The 18,879-nt window shown below is 46.0% G+C and carries 26 protein-coding genes; 14 read left to right on the forward strand and 12 right to left on the reverse strand.

What is annotated here, in order from left to right:
• Positions 1-9 precede the first annotated feature (9 nt).
• Together dmsD and RGV86_RS01695 are read right to left on the reverse strand one after the other, a co-directional pair.
• Positions 10-624 (reverse strand): Tat proofreading chaperone DmsD, encoded by a 615-nt coding sequence (dmsD, locus tag RGV86_RS01690; protein ID WP_000148722.1) that lies wholly within the window; start codon positions 622-624, stop codon positions 10-12.
• A 209-nt stretch (positions 625-833) separates the two neighbouring features.
• Positions 834-1,139, reverse strand: a complete 306-nt coding sequence (locus RGV86_RS01695; protein ID WP_085460706.1) for a DUF1161 domain-containing protein — start codon at positions 1,137-1,139, stop codon at positions 834-836.
• A gap of 106 nt (positions 1,140-1,245) precedes the next feature.
• Here RGV86_RS01695 and RGV86_RS01700 point away from each other — a divergent pair, with 106 nt between their 5' ends.
• Positions 1,246-1,956 (forward strand): YnfC family lipoprotein, encoded by a 711-nt coding sequence (locus RGV86_RS01700; RefSeq protein WP_077629694.1) that lies wholly within the window; start codon positions 1,246-1,248, stop codon positions 1,954-1,956.
• A gap of 2 nt (positions 1,957-1,958) precedes the next feature.
• On the opposite strand, the gene speG is transcribed toward RGV86_RS01700, so the two are convergent.
• Both speG and RGV86_RS01710 read right to left on the reverse strand, forming a co-directional pair.
• Positions 1,959-2,519 carry a spermidine N1-acetyltransferase gene (gene speG / locus RGV86_RS01705; RefSeq protein ID WP_000199501.1) on the reverse strand — a complete coding sequence of 187 codons (561 nt, stop codon included), beginning with the start codon at positions 2,517-2,519 and terminating at the stop codon, positions 1,959-1,961.
• A gap of 34 nt (positions 2,520-2,553) precedes the next feature.
• Complete coding sequence (locus RGV86_RS01710; RefSeq protein WP_001027858.1) at positions 2,554-2,895, reverse strand: DUF1283 family protein; 342 nt, start codon at positions 2,893-2,895, stop codon at positions 2,554-2,556.
• Positions 2,896-3,029: 134 nt separating this feature from the next.
• Between RGV86_RS01710 and RGV86_RS01715 the strand changes: the two genes are divergently transcribed.
• The 3 genes from RGV86_RS01715 (at position 3,030) to RGV86_RS01725 (ending at position 5,820) form a co-directional block, all read left to right on the forward strand.
• Positions 3,030-3,356 (forward strand): YnfA family protein, encoded by a 327-nt coding sequence (locus RGV86_RS01715; protein ID WP_010346477.1) that lies wholly within the window; start codon positions 3,030-3,032, stop codon positions 3,354-3,356.
• Positions 3,357-3,571: 215 nt separating this feature from the next.
• On the forward strand, positions 3,572-4,786 hold the full coding sequence (gene rspA / locus RGV86_RS01720; RefSeq protein WP_085460707.1) for a starvation-sensing protein RspA: 1,215 nt from the start codon (positions 3,572-3,574) through the stop codon (positions 4,784-4,786).
• 14 nt (positions 4,787-4,800) lie between these two features.
• Positions 4,801-5,820, forward strand: a complete 1,020-nt coding sequence (locus tag RGV86_RS01725; protein ID WP_085460708.1) for a Zn-dependent oxidoreductase — start codon at positions 4,801-4,803, stop codon at positions 5,818-5,820.
• Between the two features lie 187 nt (positions 5,821-6,007).
• Here RGV86_RS01725 and RGV86_RS01730 read toward each other — a convergent pair whose 3' ends face one another.
• From RGV86_RS01730 to dicB, 5 genes are all read right to left on the reverse strand, one after another.
• On the reverse strand, positions 6,008-7,288 hold the full coding sequence (locus tag RGV86_RS01730; protein ID WP_000877000.1) for a tyrosine-type recombinase/integrase: 1,281 nt from the start codon (positions 7,286-7,288) through the stop codon (positions 6,008-6,010).
• Positions 7,289-7,322: 34 nt separating this feature from the next.
• On the reverse strand, positions 7,323-7,574 hold the full coding sequence (locus RGV86_RS01735; RefSeq protein WP_000005552.1) for an excisionase family protein: 252 nt from the start codon (positions 7,572-7,574) through the stop codon (positions 7,323-7,325).
• A 72-nt stretch (positions 7,575-7,646) separates the two neighbouring features.
• Positions 7,647-10,118 carry a 3'-5' exonuclease gene (locus RGV86_RS01740; protein ID WP_001695751.1) on the reverse strand — a complete coding sequence of 824 codons (2,472 nt, stop codon included), beginning with the start codon at positions 10,116-10,118 and terminating at the stop codon, positions 7,647-7,649.
• 93 nt (positions 10,119-10,211) lie between these two features.
• Positions 10,212-10,403: a lysis protein YdfD gene (ydfD, locus tag RGV86_RS01745; protein ID WP_001083272.1), complete on the reverse strand. Its 192-nt coding sequence runs from the start codon at positions 10,401-10,403 to the stop codon at positions 10,212-10,214.
• Complete coding sequence (dicB, locus tag RGV86_RS01750; RefSeq protein ID WP_000854559.1) at positions 10,400-10,588, reverse strand: cell division inhibition protein DicB; 189 nt, start codon at positions 10,586-10,588, stop codon at positions 10,400-10,402. The genes ydfD and dicB overlap by 4 nt, the downstream gene beginning before the upstream one ends.
• A gap of 502 nt (positions 10,589-11,090) precedes the next feature.
• Here dicB and RGV86_RS01755 point away from each other — a divergent pair.
• Positions 11,091-11,291, forward strand: a complete 201-nt coding sequence (locus RGV86_RS01755; protein ID WP_000159335.1) for a hypothetical protein — start codon at positions 11,091-11,093, stop codon at positions 11,289-11,291.
• On the opposite strand, the gene RGV86_RS01760 is transcribed toward RGV86_RS01755, so the two are convergent.
• The 3 genes from RGV86_RS01760 to RGV86_RS01770 form a co-directional block, all read right to left on the reverse strand.
• The gene (locus tag RGV86_RS01760; RefSeq protein ID WP_001320327.1) at positions 11,260-11,625 is read right to left on the reverse strand and encodes a hypothetical protein; all 366 of its coding nucleotides are present in this window, start codon (positions 11,623-11,625) and stop codon (positions 11,260-11,262) included. The two genes, RGV86_RS01755 and RGV86_RS01760, sit on opposite strands and share 32 nt — an antisense overlap.
• Before the next feature lie 11 nt (positions 11,626-11,636).
• The gene (locus tag RGV86_RS01765) at positions 11,637-11,789 is read right to left on the reverse strand and encodes a DUF1391 family protein (RefSeq protein ID WP_000379591.1); all 153 of its coding nucleotides are present in this window, start codon (positions 11,787-11,789) and stop codon (positions 11,637-11,639) included.
• 168 nt (positions 11,790-11,957) lie between these two features.
• On the reverse strand, positions 11,958-12,365 hold the full coding sequence (locus RGV86_RS01770) for a helix-turn-helix domain-containing protein (RefSeq protein ID WP_139723562.1): 408 nt from the start codon (positions 12,363-12,365) through the stop codon (positions 11,958-11,960).
• An 80-nt stretch (positions 12,366-12,445) separates the two neighbouring features.
• On the opposite strand from RGV86_RS01770, the gene RGV86_RS01775 reads away from it, so the two are divergent.
• The 9 genes from RGV86_RS01775 (at position 12,446) to RGV86_RS01815 (ending at position 18,879) form a co-directional block, all read left to right on the forward strand.
• Positions 12,446-12,673 (forward strand): dicB transcriptional regulator DicC, encoded by a 228-nt coding sequence (locus RGV86_RS01775; protein WP_000921596.1) that lies wholly within the window; start codon positions 12,446-12,448, stop codon positions 12,671-12,673.
• Entirely contained in the window at positions 12,657-13,178 is a 522-nt protein-coding gene (locus tag RGV86_RS01780) for a toxin YdaT family protein (protein ID WP_000705360.1), read from the forward strand. The genes RGV86_RS01775 and RGV86_RS01780 overlap by 17 nt, the downstream gene beginning before the upstream one ends.
• On the forward strand, positions 13,159-14,124 hold the full coding sequence (locus RGV86_RS01785) for a phage replication protein O (RefSeq protein WP_000054495.1): 966 nt from the start codon (positions 13,159-13,161) through the stop codon (positions 14,122-14,124). Before RGV86_RS01780 ends, RGV86_RS01785 begins: the two co-directional genes overlap by 20 nt.
• A gap of 40 nt (positions 14,125-14,164) precedes the next feature.
• Positions 14,165-14,566, forward strand: coding sequence for a DUF977 family protein (locus RGV86_RS01790; RefSeq protein ID WP_001151252.1), 402 nt, complete (start codon positions 14,165-14,167; stop codon positions 14,564-14,566).
• Positions 14,567-15,099: 533 nt separating this feature from the next.
• Complete coding sequence (locus RGV86_RS01795; protein WP_000547812.1) at positions 15,100-16,125, forward strand: RelA/SpoT domain-containing protein; 1,026 nt, start codon at positions 15,100-15,102, stop codon at positions 16,123-16,125.
• A gap of 734 nt (positions 16,126-16,859) precedes the next feature.
• Positions 16,860-17,015, forward strand: coding sequence for a type I toxin-antitoxin system toxin HokD (gene hokD / locus RGV86_RS01800; protein WP_000813254.1), 156 nt, complete (start codon positions 16,860-16,862; stop codon positions 17,013-17,015).
• 216 nt (positions 17,016-17,231) lie between these two features.
• Positions 17,232-17,483, forward strand: a complete 252-nt coding sequence (gene rem / locus RGV86_RS01805) for a protein Rem (RefSeq protein ID WP_000980999.1) — start codon at positions 17,232-17,234, stop codon at positions 17,481-17,483.
• Between the two features lie 66 nt (positions 17,484-17,549).
• Positions 17,550-17,828, forward strand: a complete 279-nt coding sequence (locus RGV86_RS01810) for a hypothetical protein (RefSeq protein ID WP_001309521.1) — start codon at positions 17,550-17,552, stop codon at positions 17,826-17,828.
• A 1-nt stretch (position 17,829) separates the two neighbouring features.
• Entirely contained in the window at positions 17,830-18,879 is a 1,050-nt protein-coding gene (locus RGV86_RS01815; RefSeq protein WP_001265197.1) for a DUF968 domain-containing protein, read from the forward strand.

An 18,879-nucleotide genomic window follows, 5' to 3' on the forward strand; every position in this document is an offset into this window, starting at 1 on the left:
CAGGATTATTCAGCGAAACAGGGGTTTTACCGCGACAGGAATCAGCAACTGTGACTGCCATTGTGTCAGCGTTAAACGAGCCAGCTCACCGAGCGTGCGATAAAAAGGGTGTTCCGCCTTCTCGATAAACACCTCAAGAAAGCGTGTTGACCACGGTAAAAGATGCCAGGCCAACAACTCTTCGCACTCGGTCTGACGACCGTTCTCTGCCAGCCATGCTGCCATCAACAGCAGCGAACCAAAATGATCTTCCGGTTCGTTTTGTTTCATTTCAAACTGAATGCCTTTTTCGCGCATCCATTGACGAAGCGCCAAAGTAGAATCGCCAAACAGCACCGATTCGCGATCCAGCCAGACAGATCCCCACGGAGGAGAGGGTAGCGCCCACGGCCCGACAAATAATCGTTGCCAGGCCTGAGTACGCGACTCTTCACATTCTTCCTTAAAAGCCGTTGCCAGCGGCGCTAATGACGTTTGTGATAAAGGCCACTGGGTGACCCAATCGTCACTGGTTAGCGCAGAAACCAGTGGAGAGGCCTCTTTACTCTCAGGAGCGTAATAAAACAGCGCGCCCAGCACGCGCGCCGCGACAGAAAAATTATCTTGTTGTGAGAAATGCGTCATTCCTATCATCCTGAAACGTGCGGTTTATCCCGCACCAATTTGTTAACCTGCGATGGTCATTCCGGGCATTATGTGCAGGCCATAAACGAGCGCACGCCCGATCATCTCACCGCAGGTGTCCCAGCTAGCGGACACTGCCTGCGCATAACAATACCACACGGCAGGCCTGATATGATGCGTAAGCATCGTATCAGGCAGTCACTGGTTTATTAATGCGATTCCGCAGGCTCATTATCATGGGGTGGCTGGGTGTGGGCAGAAACATTACCGCTGGTGGTGCGGGTGTAGAGAATTTTATGCGTGTCGTTAGCGCAATGCCCGACGACCTGTGAATCAGGCTGGTCGACCTGATCATTCGGCACAATACTTAAAGTGAAGCCACTTTCTGGTACGCCGTTATTGATAATACGCTGTGAAATATCACTTTTTATGCGCTCACATGAATCCGACGCGGCGAGCACTGTGGATGAGGCCAGGGTGAGCAGAAGTGCGGCACTGCAGGCTATGATTTTCATCATTGGCTCCTTACATGAATATTACTAAATAAGCATAGCATTTCACGTGTAAATTACTGTATTTACTACTATGATTGAGAATCATCTCTACTGTCTGGTGATTGATGTGAATTACAAATTACTGCCATGTTTGCTTGCGATAATACTCACAGGATGTGACCGTACAGAGGTAACTCTTTCATTAACGCCAGAAATGGCCAGTTTCTCTAATGAATTTGATTTTGACCCGCTGCGTGGGCCGGTTAAAGATTTCACTCAGACGTTAATGAATGAGCAAGGGGAAGTCACGAAACGTGTTTCGGGGAATTTATCGGAAGAGGGCTGTTTTGATTCCCTCGAATTACTGGATCTGGAAAATAATACCGTGATTACCCTGGTGTTGGATGCAAATTATTATCGGGATGCACAGACGCTGGAGAAAAGAGTACGTCTACAGGGAAAATGCCAGTTAGCAGAATTACCTTCTGCCGGTGTAAGTTGGGAAACTGATGATAATGGTTTCGTGGTTAAGGCCAGCAGCAAACAGATGCAGATGGAATATCACTATGATGATCAGGGTTATCCGCTGGGGAAAACGACGAAAAGTAACGACAAAACGTTATCTGTCAGCGCCACACCATCAACGGACCCGATCAAAAAACTGGATTATACGGCAATTACTTTACTGAATAATCAACAGGTTGGTAATGTCAGACAGACTTGTGAATATGACAGCCACGCGAATCCAGTGGACTGCCAATTAATCATTGTGGATGAGGGAGTAAAACCCGCCGTCGAACGGGTTTACACCATCAAAAATACCATTGATTATTATTAATACTATTGCGCGGTCGGTTTTAGTAGAGTTTGCCCTTGCGTTTTATGTTCCGCCAGATACTGATGCTGGAATATGCACATGCGAATGGCATTACGATATTGACCGTTAATAAAGAATTCATGCATCAGTTCACCTTCGACCGTAAAACCGAGCTTACGATATATATGAATCGCTTTCTCATTCTCTTTATCAACAATCAGATAAAGCTTATAAAGATTAAGAACAGTGAAACCATAATCCATCGCTAATTTCGCGGCGCGGGTTGCCAGACCTTTACCTTGGTATTCCGGGGAGATGATTATCTGAAATTCTGCGCGGCGATGGACGTGGTTAATTTCTACCAGTTCCACCAGACCTGCCTTTTCGCCATCACATTCCACGACGAAACGACGTTCACTCTGATCGTGAATATGTTTATCGTACAGATCAGAGAGTTCAACGAAGGCTTCGTAGGGCTCCTCAAACCAGTAACGCATCACGCTGGCGTTATTGTCGAGTTGATGCACATAGCGTAAATCTTCACGCTCCAGCGGACGTAGCTTAACACTGTGGGCGCTAGTCATAACGTGTCCTTACATTCCTTATATCAATAACAGGTTAGGGGATGATTACGCGACCAGTACGACGATCCAGGCAGCGTAAAGTATTCGGCTCCCAGTAGGCATTAATGTTGGCACTCTGCTCGCATTTATCGCGGTTATCAAATGCGGCGTCAGCTTTATCCCATTCTTTCTCGGTGCGTTTGTTGATTTTTTGACGCAGATTACGCGTGTCATTCCATTGCTCTTTTTCCATTGCTGCCTGCTGGCGACTCTGTGCGCTGTCGCCAGATTCAATCACCAGTTTGTTGGTTTCTGCATGGGTAGTTGCGCTAAATGCCAGTGCGCAAGGCAGCAGAAAAGCGAGCAGGCTGAGTTTTTTGCAGAGAGTGATATTCATGATCTATTCCTTACATGAATGATTAAGGGCGATTTTACACGATCCACTGTGAACGCGAAACGTACCAGAAGGATGTCTATGTTGATGATATTATGTCGTCCTATAAATATACATGATGTCAATGAGTGACAAAGATGATTAAAACAACGTTACTGTTTTTTGCTACCGCTTTGTGCGAAATCATTGGTTGTTTTTTGCCCTGGCTGTGGCTGAAACGGAATGCCAGTGTCTGGTTGTTGGTTCCGGCGGGAATTTCCCTGGCGCTTTTCGTCTGGCTGTTAACGTTGCATCCAGCAGCAAGTGGGCGAGTTTATGCAGCATATGGCGGTGTTTATGTCTGTACGGCGCTCCTGTGGCTGCGGGTTGTGGATGGAGTGAAGCTCAGTCTCTACGATTGGACGGGAGCGATAATTGCACTTTTCGGCATGTTGATTATTGTTGCTGGCTGGGGACGCGCCTGACTTATCTGATATAACTCATGTTTTGTTATCAATAATATACGCACTAGTCGATCCCCGAAAAAACAATAAAGTTTGACTGTTTTTAGAACTATTCACGGCGCAAATATGCGCCTTTTTTGTGATCGCTCTGGCTTTTCTTGATCTTAATACTTGTATGGTAGTAGCTCAGTTGCGTAAATTTCATGCATCACGACAAGCGATGCAAGGAATAGAACATGAAGATCGTAGGGGCTGAAGTTTTTGTTACCTGTCCGGGACGTAATTTCGTCACCTTAAAAATCACCACCGAGAACGGTATTACCGGTCTTGGTGATGCCACTCTGAACGGGCGCGAGCTTTCCGTTGCGTCCTATTTGCAGGATCATATCTGTCCGCAACTTATAGGCCGCGATGCCCATCGTATCGAAGATATCTGGCAGTTTTTCTATAAAGGCGCTTACTGGCGTCGCGGCCCTGTCACCATGTCGGCTATTTCCGCTGTTGATATGGCGCTGTGGGACATTAAAGCCAAAGCCGCAAACATGCCGCTTTACCAACTGTTAGGTGGGGCTTCCCGTGAAGGCGTAATGGTCTATTGTCATACCACCGGTCACAGTATTGATGAAGCACTGGATGATTACGCTCGTCATCAAGAACTGGGATTCAAAGCTATCCGCGTGCAGTGCGGTATTCCCGGTATGAAAACGACTTACGGTATGTCCAAAGGAAAAGGGCTGGCTTATGAACCTGCGACCAAAGGGCAGTGGCCAGAAGAGCAGTTGTGGTCAACGGAAAAGTATCTCGACTTTATGCCAAAACTGTTCGACGCAGTGCGCAATAAGTTTGGCTTTAATGAGCATGTACTGCATGACATGCACCATCGTTTAACACCCATTGAGGCGGCACGCTTTGGCAAAAGTATTGAAGATTATCGCCTGTTCTGGATGGAAGATCCGACACCCGCAGAAAACCAGGAGTGCTTCCGCCTCATTCGCCAACATACCGTAACGCCAATTGCGGTGGGTGAAGTCTTTAACAGCATCTGGGACTGCAAACAGCTGATTGAAGAACAACTCATCGACTATATCCGTACAACGCTGACCCACGCTGGCGGCATCACAGGTATGCGCAGAATTGCCGATTTTGCTTCGCTTTACCAGGTACGTACTGGTTCACATGGTCCTTCCGATTTGTCGCCAGTCTGCATGGCTGCGGCGTTGCACTTTGACCTGTGGGTGCCGAATTTCGGCGTCCAGGAGTATATGGGCTATTCAGAACAAATGCTTGAAGTCTTCCCGCACAACTGGAGCTTCGATAACGGCTATATGCATCCTGGTGATAAGCCAGGCATTGGCATCGAATTCGATGAAAAGCTGGCGGCAAAATATCCCTACGAACCTGCCTATCTACCAGTCGCACGTCTGGAAGATGGCACGCTATGGAACTGGTAAGGAGTCATACAATAATGAAAAGTATTTTAGTTGAAAAACCGAATCAACTGGCGATTATCGAACGTGAAATTCCGACCCCGGCAGTGGGGGAAGTTCGAGTAAAAGTGAAACTCGCGGGAATTTGTGGATCGGATAGTCACATTTATCGCGGTCATAATCCGTTTGCGAAATATCCGCGCGTCATTGGTCACGAATTTTTTGGTGTGATTGATGCCGTAGGTGAAGGTGTGGATAACGCCAGAGTTGGCGAACGTGTTGCGGTAGATCCCGTAGTCAGCTGCGGACATTGTTATCCATGCTCAATGGGTAAACCCAACGTTTGCACAACTTTAGCTGTATTAGGTGTTCACGCTGATGGCGGTTTTAGCGAATATGCAGTCGTTCCGGCGAAGAATGCGTGGAAAATTCCCGATGGGGTGGCTGATCAGTTCGCTGTAATGATCGAACCTTTTACCATTGCGGCGAACGTTACTGGACACGGTCAGCCGACTGAAGATGACACCGTGCTGGTTTATGGTGCCGGCCCGATTGGTCTGACTATCGTTCAGGTATTGAAAGGTGTTTATAACGTTAAAAATGTGATTGTCGCCGATCGTATTGATGAACGACTGGATAAAGCGAAAGAGAGCGGGGCAGACTGGGCGATTAATAACAGCCAGACATCGCTTGGCGAAATATTCGCTGAAAAGGGCATCAAACCAACATTAATTATTGATGCTGCTTGCCATCCTTCCATTTTGAAAGAAGCGGTTATGCTGGCTTCTCCGGCGGCACGAATTGTGTTAATGGGCTTCTCCAGTGAACCGTCTGAAGTCATTCAGCAGGGAATTACCGGCAAGGAACTCTCTATTTTTTCTTCCCGGTTAAATGCCAATAAATTCCCGGTAGTTATCGACTGGTTAAGCAAAGGGTTAATTAATCCTGATAAATTAATTACCCATACATTTGATTATCTGCATGTTGCTGATGCCATTTCATTATTTGAAAAGGATCAAAAGCATTGTTGCAAAGTTTTACTCACGTTTTCTGAATAATACCAATAATAGCGAATAAGCATTACGCATCTTACCTCTTATTTAGAGATAACAATTATGACAATAGATAAACATGAAAGAAGCACTAAGGATTTAGTGAAGGCAGCGGTATCAGGATGGTTAGGTACGGCACTTGAATTTATGGATTTCAAGAGTCATACGTGTCAACTATTTGATAAATATTAAATTAATTTTTCATTGCTTCGTTATGGGGTATGGTTGGGGCAAACTCGCTTAACTGTGTATTTAACAAAGCTACCTGTGCATTATTGTTTTCAGACATCCATTTTCCGTATACCTGAAATACCATTTGCGCATCTGCATGGCCCATCTGGTTTGCTATAAATGCCGGGTTAGCACCAGCAGTCAGCGACCAGCAGGCATAAGTATGTCTCGACTGATATGATTTTCGATGGCGGAGTCCGGCACGTTTTATCGCTGCGTCCCACATCTGCCTTATTGAGTCAACGGTAAAATGGTCACCATAATTTTTTACTCTCGCTGATACTTCAGGTTGAAAAACAAAGGTGCATTTTTGTTTTTCTGTTCTGCCATACTCTCTGAGGTGAACATCAATGATATGCTCTTTGCTCAGTCTCGTTAATGTCATCTGACTCCGGAGAGCGTCGATTGCTGGCTTAATAAGATGAATGACCCGATTGGTTCCCGCCTGTGTTTTTGGTACCGTGAAACGGTCTTTTGCTAAATTTCTCCTGATCATCATTGTTCCATTTTTCAGATCTATGTCCTCCCATCCAAGTGCACACAGCTCACCAGGGCGAACGCCAGTATAAACAGAAACACACCATAAATTTTTTGCTTGCTGATTTCTGCACGCATCGATAAGACGGATAAATTCCTCCCGCGAAAGAGGATCCGGAATGGTTCTTGATTCCTTTAATGGCGAGATCCCCTTAAACGGATTATCTGCCAGGTAACCGTTATCAACACCAAACTGGAACACGGCGTTAAGATTTGTCATGTAATTATTTACAGTTACAGCCGATCTCCCTGGTTGTGTAACAATATAGTTACTTTTGGGGATCTGGTATCCAGTCAGTAGCTCTTTACGAACCTCCAGTAATTTTTCTTTATTAATCGATGAGGCAAGATTTTTTTCACCGATTATGCTTAGGATATTTTTGATGACGGCACGGTATGTGTTGAGTGATGTTTTGGCGACTTCAGTTTCTTTCAGTGCCAGAAATTTTTCAGCCAGTTCTTTTATGGTTAAATCTTGTCGGGCCTCACCAAATTTTTCCAGATTGCGTGAGGAGGGAAACTGTTTTGCATAGTCGAAAACACCAGTTTTTATTGCGTAACAAACAGAGGAGCGTAGTTCACCTGCAACGCGCCTGTTTTTTGCTGTGTCAGGAACCCCCAGATTTTCCCTGACTCTTACGCCTTTATAAACAAACCAGATACGTAATTTCCCTCCATGGTTTTCCACGCCTGTCGGATATTTCATTTCAACTTCTCTCATTAGTTAGTGTGGCTTTTAGTCAAGTAAGATGACGTCTTGGTCTCGCTGATGCCTGGCGCTCAATCCAGCGATCAATTTCTTCCAGGTTGTAAAAGCATGGACTGTTATCCCATGGCATACCGTCATGAGCGACATGCTTATATTCCCTTCCTTCCATAAACGATTTTTCCCGGGCCTTTTTTAACGTACCTTTTTTTATTCCTTTCAGCGCAATTAACTGCTCTTCGGATACCCATTTGCCGGGAGAGACAATCATGATTACTTCGCTCATCGATTTCTTTATCTCTTACATCAGACGAGCGCCGGTTGCAGAATACCAGTCACAACCGGCGACAGTTGAACATTAAGAATCAGCCTGACTCGGGATCAGTTTTTGCCAGATAACTGAAACGTATTTTGCCTGGTAACGGGCGTCATCAAGTGCATTATGGCGCTCACCTTCGAATGGAATAGCCGTTCTGGCATCGAAGTCTATGGCTTTCCCCAGCTCAACGATTGTGCGTACATCGCGATCGTTGTAGTAACGCCACGGGCAGGGGATCCCCTGCCGTTCGTATGAACGGCGCAAAATCGTGTTGTCGAAGTTGGCTCCATTTCCCCAAACCTGAACAAAAAATTCACTGGAGTTTTCGTCGATAAATTCCCGCAATTGTAACAGTGCATCATCTAACGGGATTTCATCGGTCATAATGGCAGATTGCGCTTCGCGTGATTGCTTAAGCCACCATTTAATGGTGTCCCGATCAATGACTCCGCCAGCAGTTTCCAGATCGATAGTCTTACTAAATTCCGGTCCCATATCTCCGGTTTGCGGATCGAAAAATATTGCACCTATTGAGATGATCGGGGCATCAGGATTTTTTCCCATGGTTTCAAGGTCGATCATTAGATGGTCACACGTCCTGCTGGTGGATGTGATTTCGTGATGACCGTTCACCTTAATTGAGTGATCTGCCGTCTCGCCAGTTTCATTATCGCTATTGTGATGCTGATTGCCGCCAGTGTTCTCCTTGTGTGGATGTTCAGCGCCTTCCATTTCCTCCGGATCATCTTCCTGAACTTCAACCTGATACTCTTCATCGAATGTTTCTTGGTATGTTGCGTCGCCCATCACCGCGCCACAATCAGGGCAGTTGCCGCCGCCGGTCTGACCGCAGGCGGTGCAGACTTTTTCCACTTCCTGTTGCGCCACTGGTTCAGGCTGTTTCGTTTCTGGCTCGTTTTGTAACGCATTTGTGCTGTTTTGTTCCGCTTTTTGGTAGTTCCGTTCCGATTCATGCTGGTTCTGGTTCACAGAATCGCGGGTCTGGATCCCCTTAACCCATTTCGGATCATTCGGGTCACTAATCCCTTCAACAAATTCACCACGTGATGCAGCAAGCAACTTATCGGCGTCAGGCTGGCTGATATTGGCTGCCTGCATAATTTTGTTTACTTCGTCAGCGGTAACTTTTATCGGCTCTGGTTGTTCTGAATCTTCAGCGGTATCTACATTTTGCGGTAAGCCCGTGTATGTGCCATTTTTTCGGGCAAAATATTCTTCTTTTGTGATTTCAGTGGCGCCAGCAGCCAGTGCCTTATCCAGACCAGAAAGTTTGTTTGCGCGACCGTATTTTTCTCCGTCCTTATCTGCGAAGAGGAAATAGAACGGCCCCTCACGCTCTACAGATGGTTCAGCTTCCGGCGCGGTTTCATTTTTTGGGATATCAGATACCTCAGTTTCCACTGCATCAGTTTGTGTTTCTGATGACTGGAGAACATCAACAGTGCCCAGGTCTGTTTCTTCATTCTCAAACACGCCCTTTGTCGTCAGGTATTCGCAGATATATTTGTTCAGTGCTATGGGATCTTTGTGAATGTCGATCGGACGCTCACGGACAAGGCCAAAAATAGTCTGGCGGTCGTAGCGAAGGGCATCAGGCTGTTTGCGCATTGATGCCGAGATACGCTTCCAGTCTTCGCGGTCGTTGTCGATAACTTCTTTTTTTGCCCAGCGATGGATGCTGCCGTCAATGTTTCCGGCATCCACATCACCAGGCCAGAGAGCGTAGGCCAGTTCGTCATCCAGTGTTTTCCATGTCTGCTTGTATTCGCGATGAATGGCAGCAATGACCGGGCTGATTTTTCCTGTTGAATTTTCAGTGTACTGTTGATTGGCTCTGGCGCGGGCGAGATCAACAACAGACGTGTATTTTCCGGTTTCCTTGCGTTCACCTTCACGACGTTTTTTCCAGATGCGCATCTCTGCCTGAATTTCGGGCCATTTAGCACCAGGAATACATTTATGCTTAACCCACCCAATGGCGTGCAACTTAAGCTCCGGATACATGGCGTTAACTTCTGGCATTTTCATCAACGCTTCAACGATATGTCCGTCGAATGTTGCCATGTCTTCCTGCAACAATTCCTGTGCGCTAATAACCATATCAACGGTGATGTTTTCACATGTGTCGAACTTAACCATGACAGCGTTCTGTACTTCAGGGGCCAGCTTGTCAAAAGTGACGTTCATCGGATCGGATTCAGTCTCAACCGGGACAAAAGAAGCAGACTCCTCATCCCAGCGGTTTTCCTGCATATATTCAGCATCCCATGAATCGAGGGCAGGGCGGGGTATGCCAGGTTTATCCTCGCAGACAATAAATTTATAAGCGCAGTCCTGAGCAGCCGGATAATGTTCCAGGAACTGCCAGTGAAATTTTGCTCGAGCACGGCGTTCGTCGCCAGCTTCAATGGCTGTGGCTACAGCCACAGCGCCTTCTTCCCTTGTTGCCAGTTCGTCAGGAATAGCGGCGCAAATAAAGACTTTACTCATTTTGTTTTAACCTCATGACAGATTTAAGGATGAACAAATCCCTGCCATTGCTGGCATATAAGAATGAAACCGGATATTTATTACGGAACTGTTTTAAAGACCTGCCGGGATTTCGATATTATCCTGGTGAATAACTTTATCGGCCGGGTAACAGTTACCGGGAATTTTCTGTTCGGTTGCTGCTGTCATACACTCCTGCATTGTCCTGTGAACACTGACTGCAATATCAACTGGCTCTCCGGAAACAAGAAAAACTGTCAGAACAAGCGCAAATGCTGAATTCATTGTGCACATCCTTTTGGCATCAGACGTAAACGAGCCAGCATTGAAACAATGCATATTTTATTTAATAGCTCCCGTTCTTGTTTTCTCTTGTTAATGGCATCTTCAGTAAATACAGGGTTACTGATAGTGACACCAATTTCAAAACAACCTTCAGACGTATTAACGTTTGGTAATAACGTTTTCATTATCGCGTCCTCAACAATGAATTTTGTGATGCAGTGCCTGGTGCCTCCAGGTGACGTTAACCAGTTAACAATTAACGCCGGATACAGAGAATCCACCCATAACACTGTTTTTGGTTTTAACTGTTCCGCGTGCGCTTAGCCGCATTCACCGCATCACAAAATTCACTTTAAAAACGGCGGCAGAGCAGTCACGGAGTAAAACTGATACCGCCAAACGTCACCAGAAAATTGATAACAGAGGGCGTTGCAGCGGGGTTGTCACTTAAGCGTATGGTCAACCTGACAACTCGGTGTCCTCAACGGGGAAGGAATAACCCCGCCATACTTACCGCCGCGCCATTTCGCGGGTTGCCACAACCGGAAGCGCACGGTCGAATTAAATTTAACGACACCGTACAGTGAGACGAACTTCGCCGTGCGCTTTCGTGTTGTGTGCCTGCTTTTAACCACGTCAGGCGAGGTGGTATCCTTCTTATTCCGAATAACCAAGAAGGAAATCTATATGACTAAAGAAGAATTTGTCTCTTATATTTTTGATAAAACGGTTGAAATGTATGCCGCTACTTACGGGTCCTGTAATCCTCTGAATAAACCAGAGGGGAAAGATGATTTCGACAAAATTTACCGCTTCTTGGAGGACCGCTATATCAAAAGGTTAGAGGACGCAGGGATCAAATCCCCAGTGAAGTCACCATTGTCCTGAGAACTTGCAGGACGTCATGATCGTAACTTCCATCCAAACCGCGACGGCAAATTGCTTCTCGTATTACCGGAAGCAGTTCGCTGGAAATCTCGGTGCATATTTCACCTGATAATACGCCTGGCTCAAGTGAGAATATTGGTGAACTTACGGTCTTGGTCTCGACAGTTTCAGAGTCAGTGCCAACATTATAAAGCTCAACGAAAGCGGTCTTGATTTTCCGGGCCAGATCTTTTGCTGGCTCGCTTGCAATATCTTTCCCGATTTCTCGCAGCACAGAATGCAATGTATGAGCTGCTGTTTTCTGTACATCAGACGGTAAATCTTTAAATTCCATCGTCAGCCTCATCAGTCAGTGTTTCTGGCTAACCAGCAACGCGCGCCAGATTCGGTTTTAAACGTTTTGCTTTTGGTATATGTCATCGCGGTGAACGTACCGTCCTGGTTGGGGAACACGCCACATACCAGAGATTCGCTGTTGCCAAGATCGATAGTATCCATGCTGACCTCATTTCCCCTTAACGCCGGGGTCGCGGAACTGTTTGCTGAGAACACCGTGCGGTGTCTTGATGGAAAGTAATTTAGAATAACCTAACATGAGAGGCAAGTGTTTTTTGTTAGATTGATCTAACAAAAAGAGTGGGCGCAACTAATCACTTGAAAAGAATGTTATTTTATTGATTTATTTTTACGCGCTTTAAGCATTTCTTCGAAGAGTTTGTTGAAGTTTTCTACTCTTGCGCGCATTTCAGACAGCAAGACTTCCTGCTCGGAAGATGGAAGAGCATCGAATAATTCGATCAATTCTTTGTGGTTGGGAGTTAGCTCTGTTTCCACATGAAGTTCTTGTGCAGGCACTGGTGCCTTGTCTTCGTCACCAAACATTAGCCATGTAGGTGAGCACTTCAGAGCATCCGCTAAAGCAAACAATCGTTTTCCGACTGGCTGGGTTTCGTCTCTTTCCCATTGTGAAATTGTGACGTGAGCAACTCCAGCGAGGCGCGCAGCTTCTCGTTGTGTTAAGCGTAATTCTTTTCGTCGCGCCAGAACTCGCTGGCCTAGGGTTCTTGTATCCATAGTTAGGTAATTCTAATTTTTCTTGACTTAGGTATCCCGCGCACAATAATGTTAGAAAAGTCTAACAAGAGGGGGCTTTGATGCTTAAAGTTGACGCAATTACTTTTTTTGGCAGCAAAACAAAGCTTGCCAATGCCGCAGGAGTGAGACTGGCAAGTGTTGCTGCTTGGGGGATACTGGTTCCTGAAGGTCGCGCGATGCGTCTACAGGAGGCATCTGGCGGGGAGCTTCAGTATGATCCCAAAGTTTATGACGAATATCGTAAGACGAAGCGGGCGGGGCGGTTGAACAATGAAAATCACTCCTGAACAGGCTCGTGAGGCTCTGGATGCCTGGATATGTCGACCAGGAATGACACAGGAGCAGGCGACGATATTAATCACTGAAGCATTCTGGGCTTTGAAAGAGCGCCCGAACATCGATGTTCAGCGTGTCACATATGAAGGTGGCGCGGTTGATCAGCGAGCGCTTAGCGTTAATCGAGTGAAGATATTCGAACGCTGGAAGGCTATCGACACCAGGGATAAGCGTGAAAAGTTCACAGCGCTAGTGCCTGCAATTATGGAGGCTATCCGGATTAGTGATTTCAGGTTGTATCGTGAGATCAGTGATGGAAAAAGTATTACGTACATGATCGCCGGGTTAAATAAAGAATATGGCGATGTGGTGGAATCCGGACTGCTTTTTGCAGATCCTGCCGTTGTAGATCGTGAAACTGACGAACTTATAGAAAAAGCAATTGCTTTCAAGCTTGCGTATCGACAGCAATACCAACAAAAAGCTGGATGGAATTATGAGTCTTCTTTTTGCTGAACGCCCACTGGTTATAAACACGCAGCTGGCAATGAAAATCGGCTTAAACGAAGCCATTGTTTTGCAACAACTGCACTACTGGTTGAGAGATACCAACTCCGGTATGGAATGTGATGGTGTTCGCTGGATTTATAACACAACGGAACAATGGCTGGAACAGTTCCCATTCTGGTCAGAGTCAACGTTAAAGCGCGCGTTTGCAAGTCTGAAAACGCTGGGGCTTTTGCGTTGTGAAAAGCTCAATAAATCAAAGCGCGATATGACCAATTTCTACACGATCAACTATGGGAGCGAGCTTTTAGATGGTGGCAAATTGAACGAATCCATCGGTTCAAAATGCGCCGCTCCATCAGGTCAAAATGACACGATGGAAGAGGTCAAAATGAAACGCTCCATTGGTTCAAAACGACCCAATGTCATCGGGTCAAAATGGCCTGATGATCTTACAGAGAATACAACAGAGATTACTACAGAGAATAAAAACACTTTTCGTCCGGAAGCTTCGCAACCGGACCCGCAGACGACTGAACAGGATTTTTTAACCCGGAACCCCGACGCGGTTGTGTTTAGTGTGAAAAAACGCCAGTGGGGTAGCAGGGAGGATTTGGCGTGTGCGCAGTGGATTTGGGGGCGGATCGTGAACCTTTACGAACAGGCTGCCAGCGACGATGGAGAGATCATGCGACCAAAAGAGCCTAACTGGACAGCCTGGGCCAATGACGTGCGCACAATGCGGATGCTGGATGGCAGAAGCCACAGACAAATTTGCGAAATGTTTGGTCGGGTACAGCGGGATCCATTCTGGGTAAAAAACATCATGAGCCCGTCAAAACTCCGCGAAAAATGGGACGAACTGGTCATCCGCCTGGGACGTTCACCTGTACAGCGTTGTGTGAATCATATTTCTGAACCGGATACAGAAATTCCGCCTGGTTTCAGGGGATAAGTGTTGATTTCAGGTCATGAGATAATTTTAAGGGGGACTTGTGGCAAAAGTTTTTACACAAGAAGAGCGGGAAAAAATTAAAGGGCAGGTTGTTGAACTCGTACGCCGGAGTGGGCGTGAGACGTTACGGCAACTGGAAGTCAAGACAGGTGCGACAAGATATCTGATGAGCGTTCTCGCAAGAGAGCTGGTTGCCAGCGGCGATGTATACAACTCTGGTTACGGGTTATTCCCGTCTGAACAGGCGCGTAAGGACTGGCAAAATGCCCGTAAAAAGCTCTCAAGGGCAAAGCTGAAGAAACCATCTGCGGTTGATCCGGACCTTATCTGGTCATTACCTGACGGAGAAATACGTCGCTACGACAGGCGTCAGAACATAATCTGCCGCGAGTGCCGGAAGAGTGAAGTTATGCAGCGCATACTGGCATTTTATCAGGGATAATGTTAGGTATTTTAGACGTTACTAGATTAAAAAGCATTAGTTCAGGAGTGAATTGACATTCTCATTTTTCATGGCACAGGGTAGATCTGGCGTGGTTGTCCGCTTTGTGCCAACAGCGGACGTTACTAACGAAACTGTGAGTTAAAAACGGGAGCTGGTCACCTCCATCCCGCGAAATGGAATTCAAAAATGCCCTCATGTACGGTACTTCTAGTCTGATGTGAGCATTTTCGTGGATTTTTTCGAGCCACTCCAACGAATGATTACATTCAGTTTCGGGCACTAAAACGTCATAAATCCGCAAGTTGAGGAGTAGCGATCAGCCAATTGGTTAAAAAACAGCTTTAATTCCCTTTTTCAAGCAGGCTCCTTGTCGCACGTCTGGTGCATCCAATTCATTTCAGTTACCCTGATGCCATACTGGCACGGACTAGCTCTCTTAATTGGCGCTGGTTTGTTAACCTTGTCCGCTGTCGGGTCTTTGTAAGTTGTAATTCCTAAACTAGCATAATTTTATTATAAGGCCTCTTACTATGCACATTTTATCTGTTTCAAAAAAGGAAGTTGGAAGAGCTGGGGATAGATTAGTTTCTCAGTTTGGTACAGGTGAAAAATATAAAGAGGAAGATGTACAAATTCTTCATGAGTGGAGGATGTTGCATTTATATCCTTTAAGTAAAATACAATTTTATATGGAAAGAGAGGCTATTTCCTTAAACAAAAATGCGTTACTATCCTCTAGAATTAAGAGGATGCCTTCCATTGTTACTAAGCTTTCTAGATTTCCTGATATGAAGTTAAATAAGATGCAGGATCTTGGTGGGTGCCGGGCTATTTTAAATAATCTGGATCAAGTGTATGATTTAGTTAATAAAATAAAATCATCTAAATTCTCACATGAACTAGTTAGAATGGATGATTACATGATAGACGTGAAAGATTCTGGTTATAGAAGCTTTCATATGGTCTATTCATTCCAAAATAAAAAATTTCCATCTTTAAATGGGTTGCGCATTGAAATGCAAATAAGAACAGCTATTCAACATAGCTGGGCTACAGCAGTTGAAATGGTTGGTTTGTTTCGAAAGGAATCATTGAAATCTGGTTTTGGTGATGCAAGATGGCTTAGGTTTTTTGAATTGGTATCAGAGCTTTTTTATAAACTTGAGTATGAAAAAGAACCATCTGGGAGTTATATAAAAATATCAGAAGAATTAAGTTATTTATCCGTCGAGTTGAATGTTTTCGATATATTAGCTGCTTACAATGCCGTAGTTAGCCATATTGAGGGTAGCAAAAAATATGATAAAGGACTTTGCATAATTGTTGTTGATACCATAAAGCGGAATATAAATATAAAGAGCTTCGAAAATCACAATCATGCGAAGGCGGCAGAAGCTTATGTCGAGTCTGAAAAATACTGCGCGGAAAATAAAGGCTGTGAAGTGGCTATGGTTTCTGTTAGTTCAATTAGTGAATTAAAAAATGCATATCCTGCTTACTTTTTAGATACGAAAACTTTTTTAAATTATCTCAGTAGGTATGTTTTTATAAAATAAAAAATGTTATCTGGAGTGGTCTGAATTCTACTAACTTAGTTTTTTCAGACCGCTTCTGACCACAATGGCCTGTGAGGTTCTGCTGCTAGTCAACATAAAATAACAAAGCCGGCAGGTGGTGGTTGTTGTAAAGTTATTCAATGACATTCATGGAGGCTTAAGCGAATTATTTGTCCCTGGTCGGTATGGTGGCAACAGCTTGTTGCGAGAATTTGGCTAATTTGGACTGACTTCCGCTCCTTGCTCAAAGCGGACTAGAAGGTTAGCTTGTGTCGGACTTTGCGTATTAAAAGAAGTGCTGGTGGTGACTAGTGGTTGAGCCCCATTTCCACAGAAAAAATCAGAGAAACTATACCCAATAGTTGTATTGAATCACTGACGAGACAGCCTCATATTCATCAGGACTGGTGTACGTCCAATACAGGAGGTTGTGGTGCTGGTTCTCAAATGTGCGCTGGCTATTACGGCTGTAATGGCGATTTATTGTCTTGCTATTGTTCTTATGGATCGCCTTTCTGACTGATTTCATATTGGCGAGGTAAAGGTAGTTAAGTAGAATGGCTGCGGGTGCTTGAGGCTATCTGCCTCGGGCATGAACACCAAAGGCAGATAGAGAAAAGCCCCAGTTAACATTACGCGTCCTGCAAGACGCTTAACATTAATCTGAGGCCAATTTCATGCTAGACACATGTAGGTTAGCCTCTTACGTGCCGGAAGGCAAGGAGAAGCAGGCTATGAAGCAGCAAAAGGCGATGTTAATCGCCCTGATCGTCATCTGTTTAACCGTCATAGTGACGGCACTGGTAACGAGGAAAGACCTCTGCGAGGTACGAATCCGAACCGGCCAGACGGAGGTCGCTGTCTTCACAGCTTACGAACCTGAGGAGTAAGAGACCCGGCGAGGGAGAAATCCCTCGCCACCTCTGATGTGGCAGGCATCCTCAACGCACCCGCACTTAACCCGCTTCGGCGGGTTTTTGTTTTTATTTTCAACGCGTTTGAAGTTCTGGACGGTGCCGGAATAGAATCAAAAATACTTAAGTAGCGCGCAGGGATAAGAGGGATGGTCCCTTAAAGGGGAGAGCTAATTATCCGGAAGGATTCTGATGATGAACATCGAAGAACTGCGTAAAATTTTTTGTGAAGATGGCCTCTATGCTGTGTGCGTTGAAAATGGAAATCTTGTTAGTCATTACCGCATTATGTGTTTGCGAAAGAATGGGGCTGCGTTAATTAATTTTGTGGATGGTCGAGTGACAGACGGATTTATCTTGCGCGAAGGTGAGTTTGTCACTTCATTACAGGCACTGAAAGAGATCGGAATAAAAGCAGGCTTTTCAGCTTTTGCAGAAGAATAAACTCATCTACAATCTTGCGCGGGGCTGAACTCCCGCTGAGTAACACCGTGCCACCGGAGAAAACCGATGGCACGCAACGTAAAATATTACAATTCTGATAATTCGCCCGTTCTTGCCTGCACGCACGGGCGGTATTCTCACGCATTCAAGTCTGAATGGTTCCAGCACCCTCCATGCACTGCAGAACAGGCCGAATGGCTGATTCATTCTTACCGCAGGCGCGGGTTCGAGGTTAAGAAAGCTCTCAGTCTCGACTATCGGCACTGGATAATCTCTGTCAGGCTGCCTTATTCCGAACGCCCACCACGTGCGTCCCGCACTTTCCAGCAACGGATCTGGAGGTAACGTGCGGGTATTACTTAGACCTGTTCTGGTGCCTGAGCTTGGGCTGGTGGTCCTTAAGCCGGGCCGTGAATCCATACAGATATTTCATAATCCTCGAGTGCTGGTGGAACCGGAACCAAAAAGCATGCGTAATCTGCCATCCGGAGTCGTTCCTGCCGTTCGCCAGCCGCTGGCGGAAGACAAAACATTGCTGCCGTTTTTTAGTAACGAACGGGTGATTCGTGCTGCTGGCGGCGTTGGCGCATTGTCTGACTGGCTATTACGTCATGTTACATCCTGCCAGTGGCCTAATGGCGATTACCATCACACTGAAACAGTCATTCACCGTTATGGTACCGGCGCAATGGTGTTGTGCTGGCACTGCGACAACCAACTGCGTGACCAGACATCGGAATCACTGGAGCTGCTTGCTCAACAAAATCTGACAGCATGGGTGATTGACGTCATCCGTCACGCAATAAGCGGTACGCAGGAGCGGGAATTATCTTTGGCTGAATTATCCTGGTGGGCGGTCTGCAATCAGGTGGTGGATGCACTACCTGAGGCTGTATCGCGTCGTTCGCTGGGATTACCAGCGGAAAAAATCTGCTCGGTGTACCGCGAAAGCGACATCGTACCGGGAGAGCAGACCGCCACCAGCATATTGAAACAACGCACAAAAAATCTTGCACCGTTGCCTTACGCCCACCAGCAACAAAAACCACCACAGGAAAAGACGGTGGTAAGCATCAACGTTGATCCAGAGTCTCCGGAATCTTTCATGAAGCTGCCTAAACGTCGCCGCTGGGTTAAGGAGAAATACACTCGTTGGGTTAAGACACAGCCGTGTGCTTGCTGCGGTATGCCAGCCGACGATCCGCATCATCTGATTGGTCACGGGCAGGGCGGAATGGGAACAAAAGCACATGATCTCTTTGTGTTGCCTTTGTGCAGAAAGCATCACAACGAGCTGCATACGGATACAGTGGCATTTGAAGAGAAGTATGGCTCCCAACTGGAGCTGATATTTCGTTTTATCGATCGCGCGCTGGCAACTGGCGTACTGGCGTAA

The sequence above is a fragment of the Escherichia ruysiae genome (assembly GCF_031323975.1).
Taxonomy (GTDB): domain Bacteria; phylum Pseudomonadota; class Gammaproteobacteria; order Enterobacterales; family Enterobacteriaceae; genus Escherichia; species Escherichia ruysiae.